A 12,694-nucleotide genomic window follows, 5' to 3' on the forward strand; every position below is an offset into this window, starting at 1 on the left:
AACTGCTCATATTTTTCCAGCTTTCAAAGCATTGAAAGATCGGATTACACGGAAAGCTCGTAGAGAAAACAGCGAAGATCTTAGGGACACTGACCGAGACTCCATGTAAAAAGCGAAACACGCGCTTAAGCGGCCACCTCTGAAAAACATCCTGAGGATACCACTTTGGCCGCGGTTTCGCATTTTGCATGGAGTCGTGCAGTCAATCCCCCAGGGGGTGGCACTAGAATCTGAGCGTTTTCTCCTGTTTTCTCCCCACCACAACAGCAATATACAAGGAGTTTATTCAGTCCGCCTCGATGACCGCCGCCATCGCCAGCTTTTCAAAGATGCTGACGAACTGCTGGAGTTCATCCTCACTAAGGTGAGAAAACATTTTATTTAGTTGTTCTCTCCGATTCTGCTTGGCTACTTGCAGAATTTTTTTGCCAGAATCACGCAAGCTAATGTAAACAACTCGGCGATCTTCCTCATCACGATCACGGGCGACGAAGCCGTGTTTATCCAAACGGTCGACCATTGCTGTGATTGCGCTTGGTTTGACCCCCATTGATTCAGCCAACTCTCCGACCGTGCATTTTTCCTTCTGTTCCAACTGATGAAGAATGTAGAATTGGGGGCCAGTTAAACCAGAGGCAGGTTCGGCTAATTGCGTTCCCATCGTGCGCATAATGGTACGAAACGCCTCCTGCAAGCGCTCAAGTGTATCTGTAGAGGGGGAGGGCATGCTCGTATCATCTCCTTATTTGATCTATTTCTTCGTGAAAGGGAATATTTGATATGCAATATTTAACGCAATTAAATATTGGCTGAAATTACTTCGTTTGTCAACCTTCGTGAAAAGAAGGGAATACCCAAGCCATTCCTAGTGAAAACTGAAAACATAATGGAATGACTTCCAGCAAGGGGGCAAACGATGAAGAAAAAGGTATGCAGCATTGGATTGATATTGGCTTTGCTTCCCGCAACGACTGTCAGCACAACAGCGTTTGAAGGAACGGCGACCATTCGTACGCAGATTTTGCAGGATCTCGCGGAAATGCACGAGCCATTACATACAGGCAAGGCGGACAAGGAATATAAAACGACGGCAGATGAATGGCAACGACAAGAACTGCTACTGCGAGGTGAGCAATTAAAATCTGCGCCTGTCGATTCGCTGGAAATGATTGAGGCGACGAAGGCTTGGGAGGAAGCAGGGGTAAAAGGGGAAGGGATGCTCGTTTCGGTGATCGATACGGGAATCAATCCGCGTCACCCCGATTTACCTGCCCCACATGATAAGCGTTCAGCCATGCAAAAGTCAGGCTCTTCCCAGAAGGTGATTCCTGGCTTTAACTGGGCTGACCGTACGCAAACAACGGAAGACGTATCGGAATCTCAGCATGGTATCCATGTTGCGGGAATTATTGGTGCGAACGGAAAAGTAAAAGGGGTTGCACCTGAAGCCCAGCTCATCAGCCAAAAAGTATTTTCCAATTATCAAAGCGAGGTTCCTGGGCTAGGTGAATCGATTTTATTTGCAATCAATGATTCCATTACGAAAAAAGCAGATGTGATCAACTTGAGTCTCGGTTCCTCTGCGGGTTATGTAGATGAAACAAATGTGGAGCAAATGGCAGTGAAGCGAGCAGTCGATAATGGGATCGTAGTAGTGGCAGCCGCCGGCAATGATGCGTATTTCGGCAGTGATAAGGTACGAGCACAGAATCCGGATATCGCTATGATCGGTTCTCCAGGCTTGAGTCCTGATGCGTTTTCAGTTGCTTCTATTAACGCAACAGCACTGGCTGGCTATAGCTTCACGGTGCAAGGGGTACCCGGTATGGAGAAAGTTGTGTATTTATCGGGCTATGTAGAAGGCGGGGGGGCAATAAACCCAGTCATGACGCTGATGAAGCCGTATCCGCTCGTCTATATGGGGAAAGGGAAGAAGGAAGACTACAATGTTTCCGTAAAAGATAAAGTCGTATTGCTCGAGCGAGGCGACATTTCATTCGATGAAAAGCTACGTCTCGCCAAAGAAGCAGGGGCTGTTGGTGCCGTCATCTACAACAATGAAATGGGACCACTGATTATCAGTGCGGAGCATGCCAAACAAATCCCAGCTGTTTCTATTTTGAAGCACATGGGCGAGCAAATGGCACAAGCGATTAAAAAAGGTAAGAAAGTGACGGTCTCCTTTAACGGTGAATATGGACAAAATCCAATGCCTTATCCCGACGGAGGAACAATCTCGGCTTTTTCATCATGGGGACCAACGCCCGATTTGCAGTTCAAGCCGGAGATTGCAGCTCCAGGCGGGGGTATCTTGTCACTCACGCGAGAGTCTGAATATGCCGTGAAAAGTGGCACCTCAATGGCAACGCCACATGTGGCAGGCGGGATGGCATTGCTGAAGCAAGGCTATCTCAAGCAAGGGCGGAACCTGCAAGGCAGATCGCTTGTCGATACGTTAAAGGCTGCGGCCATGAATACAGCAGAACCGATTATCGATCCGCAAATCAGCGTACCAGCAGCGGATAAAGAGAAAGCAAAAAAAGTACCTTACAGTCCACGTGTTCAAGGGGCAGGGTTGATGCAAACCGCAAAAGCGATCAAGACTCCAGCCATCGTTGTGACTGCAAAAGGAAAAGCTGGCGTCTCGTTAGGCGAGATCGGGAATTCAACGACCTTTTCTCTGTTTATTAATAACAAGTTTGGCAAAAAGCCCATTACGTATCAGCTGCAAAATGAGTTTGGTGTCTTGACTGACTTGCGCAAGAATGGGCTCAACATGCTAACGGATACTCTTTTCGAGGGGGCAGAACTGCAATTTTCCGCCCCGAAGATTACCGTTGCGCCGGGGAAGCTAGAGGAAGTGAAGGTAACGCTTACGATTCCGCCAGGCTCCGCACGTAATCAATTTGCAGAAGGATTTATTTCCTTTCAACCAGATGATAAAGAGCTGCCTACGTTGCGCACGCCGTTTTATGGCTTTTACGGCGACTGGGATGAGCCAAGGATTATGGATCAGCCCGTATGGGAGGCAGATAGTCAGGAAAAACGAACAGGTGTCAAGACGAGCTGGTATCACGATAAACGCAATGACAAGTGGCGCTATCGGGATTATCTAGGAGTGACAGGTGTCAAAGCCGATGGCGGCGCGAAAATCGACCCCAATCATATTGCCTTTTCGCCAAACGGGGATGGGCATTACGATGTCGCTGCTCCTTCGATTACATTTTTGCGCAATGCCCGTCATATTATCGTCGAAGTAACCGATCAGTCAGGAAAGCCGATTCGCACTCTTGTGCGTGATGAAAAGGTGAGCAAGTTCGACCAGTCCAAGTTAGGGACGCCATATTATTATACGGAAAGGGAAGCGTGGAGCTGGGACGGAAAGATCTTTTCACCGCAAAAAGGGGCTTACATACAGGCACCTGATGGACAGTACCACTTCTCCATTAAGGCCAAAATAGACGACCGCAATGCAAATTGGCAATCGATGACACTCCCCATCCGCGTGGATACAAAAGCTCCTGTGATTACAGCTTCTGTGTCAGGTAACCGGGTTCAATGGAGTAGCCGTGATAAAGATATCCAGGCCTATTTCCTTTATGTAAACGGAAAAAGGGTAGGAGGCCCCTATTCTCCAAAAGTGTCCAGCACACTCATTAATCAGCCGGATAAAAAAATGAGTGTGGTAGCGCATGATTACGCGGGGAATATCAGTGTGGCACATATAAACGGGAAAAGCGACAGCACCCCGCCCTTTGTGGAGTTCCCGGATGATTTGTTTCCTTATTTGAAAATATCCAAGCAGCCAGATGTGGCCTTCAGGGGCAAAGTGACAGGCGAGGATATGATGGACAGGGTGCGCTTGTCGATTAACAAAACGCCTGTAAAGCTGGCGACGGATGGCTCCTTTGAAACCATCCTGCGATTAACGGAAGGTCTCAACTATGTGATGTACAGTGCAATGGATATGTATGGAAACAAGCGCCAATTCACGCAGCGGGTCATCGTTGATACGAGCCCTCCGATATTGCAATTGCTAAACGATGGTAGCGAAGACGTACAGTTCGATCCAGCAACCAAGAACATGCTCGTTCCGGTCCGTTTCCTATACAGAGATCAAACATACAAAGGTCAGGTAAGTATCAATGGGCAAATCGTGTCCTACTTTGAAGAAGAGCAATTGGAAATCCCTGCACAAAAATACGTAACGCAAATTTTGAACATGAAGCAGGGAGAAAATCGCATTTTGCTCGAAGGGAAGGACGGGGCAGGCAATCAAAACATGTTGCTGGTGTATGCGTATGTCGATGCCAATTCAGGGGCGGTCGTCATAAGCAATGGGGAGCAGCGTATATCCTACAAGGCGCGAACAGTGCCAGCACCGACGATCCAGCTACCGAACAAACAGCTAGAAGGGCAGGAAGGTGAAGCGCTGCCCATCGAAGGGAAAGTGACAGGTGCTGGTGCTGTTAACCTCCAAATCAACTATGGATCAAAAAGCTTTCAGACCAACGCGAATGATCAAGGGCTATTTCGCTTGGTGCTTCATGAGGTAGAGGAAGGCAAGCAAAAAGTGACGGTTGTTGCCACCGATGCACTGGGGAGGGAAGCCCGAGCGGAGATGAACGTCGTCGGAAAGAAGAAATAGGGTAGCGGGCCCGTCAGTAGCAGATAAACGGCTATTGCCGGGCCAAATTTTTTTGTGGGAGGATTCTATTCGATGTTTTACCATGGGATCATGTGGGAATATGTTATGAGAGAGTACCCAGTGCTCTCACCAAGAAGGACAGCCAAAAGGAAACGTGGGGCAGAGCAATTGTTGGATCGCATTCATCTGATCGAACAATTCGGTTTGGAACCCGTTCATTTGCTTGAGGCCGACGAGGATTACGATGAAGCCCGCTGTATACAGGAATGTTTGGCATTTGGAGATACTGTTTTTGCCTTTGATCGAGTCCAGCTTCCGATTTGGCAATTGAGTAAGCATGAGATTGGTGTAGAAATAGTAGACTTGCGAACGTGTACGGCTATCTATACCATTGGTCATGAGACAAAAGTAGAGGATTATTTTCCTGGTAAACCCTGTTTTCGTGACCTTATACCCAGGAAGTTTTCGTAATCCTATTGCATCTGCCAAAAATCGACATTATGATAGTCCTATACGAGTTCAACGTCTGAGAGTGAATTGCCCGGGAAAGGAAGAGAATGCAGATGATAGTCCAGTACCTTGATCCATTTCTTGAATCAGCTTCGTCCGTGATTCAACAAGTATGCAATGTCGACATTTCGCGTGGAGAGTTAGCTGAAAGAGAATGGAGCCATGTAGAAGGCCATACATGGATTCGAATCGGAATGACAGGTCAATTACAAGGTGAGGTCTTTTTCGGTCTGCAAGAGGAATTGGCTTTGCGCATTGTCTCGGCCATGATGGGTGGCTATCCTGTGCAAGAGATGGATGAGCTCGGAAAAAGTGCCATTTCCGAGTTAGGGAACATGATTTCCGGGAATGCGAGTACGCTTTTGTCCAATCGAGGAGTTATCGTGGACATAACCCCGCCCTTATTTTTACACCAGCATGACTTGAAAGACATGGCAGGGACAGCATTGATTGCACCGCTCGATCTTCATGACATGGGCAGACTGGATATTCAAATAATTGTGATAAGATAGAGGCGGCTAATGGCCGTCTTTTTTGTGAAGGATACGTACCCACGCTTTATCATTCAAAGGAGGGAAGGAAAGAGATGGATCATTACTTCTCGATCTGCTCAGCTGAGATGTATTACGAGAAATACATGGCCTTTTTATTGGAAAACTACGACCAGCTTCGCATGCCATATTCCTTTCCTGTGGCGCTCAGTTTTCTGGCGAGTCCCGTTTTAATGGAGGGGAAAGCATTTCTTTGCTTCAACGATGACGATGAAGTGATCGGTGCCTTTTCGTACATTTATGGGACAGGTGAGAATCAGTACGAAGACAAGCATATCGTTCAAATACAGGTGATCTATTTTTTGGAACAGTATCGCAGCAGTCGTCTTTTTTTGCATGCCCTTCAGTATGTAACTGAGTATATCTCCTATATGGAGGAGGACGTGAAGGAGTTTCGATTCTGGACTTCCTCAGACGACTCTTTACGCAAATTGTTTGCCAAGATTGCAGATCGAGTAGCTTCTGTGGAAACGGAAAACGGTCCATTGGATGAATACCGCGCCTCATTTCAGGCTTGGCAATCCTATGCGGCCAGGTTTCAACATGAACCATTTTTCTAATCCAAGAAGGAGACGTTACGATGCTGTTCGTCATCAAAAACCTGTTTGGCTACCTACGCCCCTATAAGCTCCTGAGTTCCCTTTTTTTCCTCACGCTTTCACTTGATCTACTTTTTTTATCCTTGGCACCTCTCAGTTTCCAGATCATCATTGATAGAGCGATTGTTCCCAAAGATATGCACGTTTTCTCAGTTATCATGACAGTCTTGGCGATTAGCGGGTTTATCTGTATCAGTGCTGGAATGATCAGTGATTATGTGCTGGCAAAACTAAATGCACGTGTGCAAAATGATTTGCGGAAAAAACTGTTTGCGCATATGCAATATTTGCCGGTCAGCTATTTCCATAAAACGCGCTCGGGCGAACTGATCTCTCACTTTTCAGTGGATTTGCCTGTCATTGACAGATCGTTAGCGATTCTCTTCACGACAGGTATTCAGTCATTGGTGGTCGTGACGATTAGTACAATGGTGTTGTTTTATTTGGAATGGGTGATGGCGCTGTGTATTTTGGTTGGGGCAATCTTGATCTTTACAGGCCCTTATTTGCTTGGAAGACGTGCCCACGCAATCAATGCTGCCTATAAAGAACAGCTCGCGGCTATGACGAATGATGTCCAGGAAAATACGAAAGCGCAGATGGTTATCAAGGGGTTCAACCTGCAAGCTGTCATGATCGATAAATTCATGGAAAGACTCGAATTGCTGTTGGTCAGCAACTATCGCAAAAATTTGATGGCTGCGAAGCTGGAACGAATTCCTGCGCTATGCTTACTACTCATCAACTTTACGATCATTGGCTTTGGTTCCTATTTGGCACTCACCGGGCGAATCTCTGTCGGTTCGCTTGTCGCCTTTTTCACCATGTATACGTCGATGGGGAATGCTGTGTTTAATCTGACCTTTACGCTTCCACTGATGACAGATGCACAAGTCAGTATGGAGCGAATCCAAAAGGTGCTGAATGAACCTAGTGAAAAAGTCGACCATTCTGCATCGGAACAGATCGATTTTCGTACGACTGAAGTGTCCGTAAAAAATGTTACGTTTGGCTATCAGGAAAATCAGCTATCGATTAAGCAAATCAACATGCAGATTCCAGCACGGTCAAAAATTGCGATTGTTGGCTCCAGCGGGTCTGGAAAAAGCACGATCATTCAGTTGTTATTAGGCTTTTATCAACCTAGTTTTGGTCATATCGAGATAAACGGCACAAAACTAGATGAAAGGAATCGGGGAGCCTTCCGCAACCATGTAGGGGTCGTCTTTCAGGATCACTTTCTTTTTCACGGAACAATAGCAGAAAACATCCGGCTCGGCAAGCTCGATGCGACCAACGACGAGCTGAGGATGGCTGCACAGCAAGCGGAGATCCATGACTTTATCATGAGTCTACCAGACAAGTACGAGACACTAGTTTTGGATGGGGGTAGCAATCTCTCGGGGGGACAAAGGCAGCGACTTGCCATTGCTCGAGCGATTCTTCGCAATCCTTCTCTATTCATTCTGGATGAAGCAACTTCTGCTCTCGATCCCATTTCTGAGGCTGAAATAAACAAGACCTTTGCGAAGCTTTCCAGCGATCGGACTGTCATTACGGTGACACATCGTTTGTCGACCATAACGGACATGGATCAAATATTTGTTTTGGAGCAGGGGGAACTAGTGGAGCAAGGGACACACTCTCAACTGTTGCAAAAGCGAGGCTATTACACAAGACTATGGGAGAAGCAGCAGAGAAGTTCCAGCTCCTCGCACGCGGAAAGGTAGAAGTGATACGTTAACCAACAGAAAAAAGAGAGGCGGTGTGTAAAGGATGCATGTCCAATTTAGAAAATGTACCAGTGACAATGATTTTGCCCAATTCACGCTATTCTTTATGCGCAATCGATTGGAATTTAGCCGTATGTTTTCCCTTAGTGACACGCTCGTTCATATTTTGACGTTTCTCCCGGATTCTCATTTGATCCTCATAGAAGACGAGCGAGGTAAATTGATCGGATGGGGTCATTATCAATACTTGACAGCAGACAGGCAATCAGACCCAGAGGGAGAAATTTGCTATATCCATTCCGTCATCGTTGAAGAAAAATATCGAAGGAGCAGGGTGTTTTTAAAAGGCTTTCGCCATCTTATTAGACAGGTCCAGGAAGAGAATGAACACGTGAAACAAGTAACCTTTCATGCAGATGCTAATCATGTTTATCTGAACCGGCTCTATTCGAAATTTGCACAGCTTGCAGGGGAGCAGGAGGGCTATTATGGACAAGAAAACATCTACCTATCCGAAATCAATCAGCTCGCTTCCTATCTGGGAATGGACGCAATTGACGTTAAATAAGGAAAAATGCTATTCTTAAGAAGATATTGTCAGAAGGGAGGTCTATCAGATGATTCCAATGGTACCACGTTTGAAAGACGGAGTAAGAAAACCATTCACTGCTTCGATTCAAAATCTTCTCATGAAAAATGAGCAGCTGCGTGTAGCTACTTCTTCTACGAAGTAATCAATCAGCTATCATCTTTTTCGAATCAACTGTTCCCATGAATGGAGAAGTGGTTGACAGGCTATCCTGCTCAGCCACTTTTTTATTTCTGTTTGAATAGAATTAAAAAATAAAATATTTTCTATTGTCTAGATGATTTTTAATAGATAGTGTATTGTTGGAAATAGTAAGGGGGTATGAGAGCTTGACCTATGTAAAACAATTAATTGGGATGTTTTTCCTGGTTATCGCCGTTTGCGGTGGGCCTTTCATGCTATATACGCAAAAGGAAGAAATCGTGTTCGAACCAGGAAATATCGTAGTCCATGCGGTATATCTGATTCAGCAGTTTGCAGAGGGCTCCCTCGGAACCTATTATTCCGGGCAAACGGAAAGGAGCATCGCAGAGGATATCCTCCCATTTGCAATTAGCTCCTTTGAACTACTATTCGCAAGTGTGATTGTCGCCGTTCTTGCTAGTATTATTTTTGGATTGCTATTGCAGCGCTTTCGGATTGTGCGCCAATTTCAAAAGGTTTTGAATTTACTTGCCACCATTCCTGATTTTATTCTGATCGTTGTTTCGATTGTGGGTGCGGTCGGATTTTACAAGATGACGAACATTCGAATTATCACCCTGTCACCTGTAAGTGACTCTGAGAGTACTTGGTTTCCAATCACGCTACTGTCCATTGGACCAACGATTTTTCTCATGAAGGTAGTCAGTCTGAAGTATGCACAAATCGGCGGCGAAGACTACATTAAAACAGCTCTTGCCAAGGGGATGGGGATCTGGCATGTTCTCATTCACCATGTCTATAAAAATATCAAGCCGTTTCTCATTGCTGATTTAAAGAAGACGATTGCGATTTCGGTAGCCAACCTGTTTATTGTTGAGTACTTATTAAACGTCGTAGGATTGACCCGCTTTATTTTTAGCAAAGATGGCAGCTACGAATTCAATGCTGCTGTCATGGGACTGTTAGGTATTATTTTGCTATCCATTTTGGTCTATGGATTGATTCGTCTCATTTTGTATGTGATTGAACGCGCGGTTGTATATAAATAACCCAGACTTCTTTTGGAATGAGTGAGGGTATGGTATGAGGAAACGGCTCAATTGGTCTTTATGGCTAGGCAGTATCTTGGTATTATTTTTAATCATTATCGGTGTAGCCGGACCCTATTTAGCCCCCTATGACATCGATTACCAGGCGAAAGTGCGTAATGAGATGGTGAACGGGAAGCAAGTGATCATTTCGCCTCCTTTGGCACCGTCAAGCGAGCATCTGTTGGGTACGGATAAATGGGGCTATGATTTGCTTACAAAACTGCTCCACGGGGCACCGTATACGATTTTTATTACGCTCATGATTGCGTTATTGCGATTATTGATGGGAGCATGGATCGGACTGAATATTGGAATATTGGACAAGCAGCAGCGTTGGTGGATTGCGATTGAGAACGCCTGGGGATACATGCCCATATTTATTCCTGTCTATTTTTTATTGAAAGGAATCAATATCAATCCCGAATTGCCAACGTTTACGCTCGTATTGTTTTTCATAGTGGTCGTGGCTGTGCTAGGGACGCCTTCGGTAGCTGCGTCCATCCGTCAAAAAACGGAGCAAATCAAGGAATCCCAGTATGTTTTAGCTGCGACCTCTCTGGGGGCCGGGCGGGATCAGATCATCTTTCGCCACATCCTGCCGCATTTGAAGGAGCATCTGGTCATTGTCCTGGTGACAGAGATGATTGCCACGATGACGTTGATGGGTCTTCTCGGGATATTTGGTCTTTATGTAGGCGGCACGACTATGTACTATGACCCGGTTGAGTTTCACTCGATCACGCATGAATGGGCAGGACTGCTTGGGACATACAGAAGCTTTGTCTACACGAATTACACGTGGATTTTCCTGATCCCACTTGCTGCTTATATGCTTGCAATCGGTTCCTTTAGTCTACTGGCCAAAGGCTTGCGTGATAAATTCGAACAGACGTATAGTCGTACCCCATTTATTTAAGTTGTGGTGCCCTTGATTTTTACGAATCAAGGGCACTTTTGGTTGATCGGGTTAAAAATAGTGGAATGGAAGTCGAATTGTAGGGAGCAGTATATGTCTCGGATGAATAGACTGGAGTGTCGGGGGCGGTGTTGGCATTGGGTTCCGATAGCAATCTCATCAGGCGAGGCGAACTCGTCGCGATCTGAACGGGGAACAACTGGCGGCTATCGTCGTCTCGAACATAAAAATTCACGGCGGATGTCGAAGAGGTTTCTCATCGGTGTTCGGAACCCATTGCCCATTTTCTGAATAGGATGTAAGGCAAAAGCCTAAAATCCTTGAAATTCCGGCACCATCACCCACCCCCCATCATAGGATAAGGTGACTCTGTAATCCCTCAACCTTGTTCCTGTAGAGCCCACAAGGAGGGGTGGCACGATTGAAGGGTAGCGACCAAACCAAGCCGTTGTTAACGAATCGCGAAAGAGAAGTGTTTGAACTCTTGGTCCAAGATAAGACAACCAAAGAGATTGCCGGACAACTCTTCATCAGCGAAAAGACTGTGCGCAATCACATTAGTAATGTCATGCAAAAATTAGGTGTCAAAGGTCGATCTCAGGCAGTAGTCGAACTCGTTCGACTTGGTGAACTAGAGATTTGAACCCAGTCCACCCAGCCTCCCTTTTCTTCCCTTGGTCGGAAGGGAGGGTTTTTTTATGTTGTTTTGCCCGGATACCCCTCAAAGAAAGGAGCAAGGAAAGATGGATGAAAAAAAGACCACCCCTCTACCATTTTCATGGTCTATGGGATAGCCTCTTTGGTAATATCTCACTTAGTCTGGACACATGCATTTCGTGTAGGGTGGAAACCAAAGGCAGGGAGGAGTACATCTAGCTTGGGGTTGACTACCTAACTTTTGAAGAAGTTTCTTGAACATTCCTAATCACCTCCTATTTATGGATGAATTTGACTTTCTATTAAATAGTAACACATGGAGGTGATTATTTGTATACAGTCTTTTCTGAATTTTCACTTTAACTAGGCGCGTGTAAGAAATAGAAAGCATTAGGATAGTAATAGTATCTCTGGCTCACAGAGATAAACGAAGCGGAAGGAGGTGCGACAGGTGAGTAAAATAACGCGAACTTTGCACTACCCCGGGCAAGTGGAGCATGGCTGACCTGGATTATCAGTCATATACCGGATCATACAACTTATCTGGAACACTTTTTCCGTAGCGGTGCTGTTTTGTTCAACAAGGAGCGATCGATACTGTTGAAAGAGTGGTGATTTACATTGGAAACAAGCTATTTTTCTTTCTCTTCCTCTTCCTGATTCATAAACGAGTAAAGCGGATCTCTTTTAACACGCCCAGACATCATATCGTCGTAAGGTGTAAAATCTGTTCTTTTTGGTAATTGATTTTTATTAATGGATGTAAAGATCCACCAAAATATTGCAGCTACAATAACGAAGGTAATTACAGTAATGATTAAACTCATTTGTATCACCACTTTCTGCACTAGAGGGTACTTTTGCTTAACATATTAGACTGGATTACCATCCGAAAGGTCACAAGTGGAACTGTTAACAGGATTTAACACACGATTTGTTAAATTGACAACCTTATTTTCAATCTTGAGGAGGTGAAACTCCATAAAAAAACCTGCAGCAAGATAGGTTCAATCTTGTGCAGGTTAACAGATTTTAAGTGAAATCGTTAGAAAGGTCTTCTAATAACTTTAATTCTCCGTGCTCCATTGCGGATAAGCCTTTGCGCTCGTTCACGGCTGATTCTAACAAGTACTGAAATATCTGTTGAGTTTTCAACGTCAAAGACTGAGAAAAACCGACCATTAGCGAAAAGTACACCTTTAAATTCAACTTTCAATCCTGGACAAGCTCGCGGTCGTGTGTTCTGAATAATAGTG

Annotated in this window: 11 protein-coding genes and 1 pseudogene; 9 read left to right on the forward strand and 3 right to left on the reverse strand. The window is 45.3% G+C overall.

Annotated features, from left to right (window positions below):
• Positions 1-286 precede the first annotated feature (286 nt).
• Entirely contained in the window at positions 287-727 is a 441-nt protein-coding gene (locus tag HP401_RS28740; protein WP_173607518.1) for a MarR family winged helix-turn-helix transcriptional regulator, read from the reverse strand.
• Positions 728-916: 189 nt separating this feature from the next.
• Between HP401_RS28740 and HP401_RS35580 the strand changes: the two genes are divergently transcribed.
• The 9 genes from HP401_RS35580 to HP401_RS28785 all read left to right on the forward strand — a co-directional run bounded on the left by HP401_RS35580 (position 917) and on the right by HP401_RS28785 (position 11,424).
• Positions 917-4,648, forward strand: a complete 3,732-nt coding sequence (locus HP401_RS35580) for a S8 family serine peptidase (protein WP_173607519.1) — start codon at positions 917-919, stop codon at positions 4,646-4,648.
• Positions 4,649-4,720: 72 nt separating this feature from the next.
• Positions 4,721-5,119, forward strand: a complete 399-nt coding sequence (locus tag HP401_RS28750) for a hypothetical protein (protein ID WP_173607520.1) — start codon at positions 4,721-4,723, stop codon at positions 5,117-5,119.
• Between the two features lie 92 nt (positions 5,120-5,211).
• Positions 5,212-5,670 (forward strand): chemotaxis protein CheX, encoded by a 459-nt coding sequence (locus tag HP401_RS28755; protein ID WP_012685410.1) that lies wholly within the window; start codon positions 5,212-5,214, stop codon positions 5,668-5,670.
• 74 nt (positions 5,671-5,744) lie between these two features.
• On the forward strand, positions 5,745-6,269 hold the full coding sequence (locus HP401_RS28760; protein WP_173607521.1) for a hypothetical protein: 525 nt from the start codon (positions 5,745-5,747) through the stop codon (positions 6,267-6,269).
• A gap of 20 nt (positions 6,270-6,289) precedes the next feature.
• Positions 6,290-8,038, forward strand: coding sequence for an ABC transporter ATP-binding protein (locus HP401_RS28765; RefSeq protein ID WP_173607522.1), 1,749 nt, complete (start codon positions 6,290-6,292; stop codon positions 8,036-8,038).
• A gap of 46 nt (positions 8,039-8,084) precedes the next feature.
• On the forward strand, positions 8,085-8,609 hold the full coding sequence (locus HP401_RS28770; protein ID WP_173607523.1) for a GNAT family N-acetyltransferase: 525 nt from the start codon (positions 8,085-8,087) through the stop codon (positions 8,607-8,609).
• A gap of 350 nt (positions 8,610-8,959) precedes the next feature.
• A complete protein-coding gene (locus HP401_RS28775; RefSeq protein ID WP_173607524.1) occupies positions 8,960-9,823 on the forward strand; it encodes an ABC transporter permease subunit in 864 nt (287 codons plus the stop codon).
• Positions 9,824-9,857: 34 nt separating this feature from the next.
• Positions 9,858-10,781, forward strand: coding sequence for an ABC transporter permease (locus HP401_RS28780; RefSeq protein WP_173607525.1), 924 nt, complete (start codon positions 9,858-9,860; stop codon positions 10,779-10,781).
• A gap of 421 nt (positions 10,782-11,202) precedes the next feature.
• Positions 11,203-11,424, forward strand: a complete 222-nt coding sequence (locus HP401_RS28785) for a helix-turn-helix domain-containing protein (protein WP_003387736.1) — start codon at positions 11,203-11,205, stop codon at positions 11,422-11,424.
• A gap of 646 nt (positions 11,425-12,070) precedes the next feature.
• Here HP401_RS28785 and HP401_RS28790 read toward each other — a convergent pair.
• Both HP401_RS28790 and HP401_RS29715 read right to left on the reverse strand, forming a co-directional pair.
• Complete coding sequence (locus HP401_RS28790) at positions 12,071-12,265, reverse strand: hypothetical protein (protein ID WP_041749326.1); 195 nt, start codon at positions 12,263-12,265, stop codon at positions 12,071-12,073.
• Positions 12,266-12,483: 218 nt separating this feature from the next.
• Positions 12,484-12,694 (reverse strand): annotated as a pseudogene (locus HP401_RS29715) (hypothetical protein); the annotation flags it as partial.

Source organism: Brevibacillus sp. HB2.2, assembly GCF_013284275.1.
Classification (GTDB): domain Bacteria; phylum Bacillota; class Bacilli; order Brevibacillales; family Brevibacillaceae; genus Brevibacillus; species Brevibacillus brevis_D.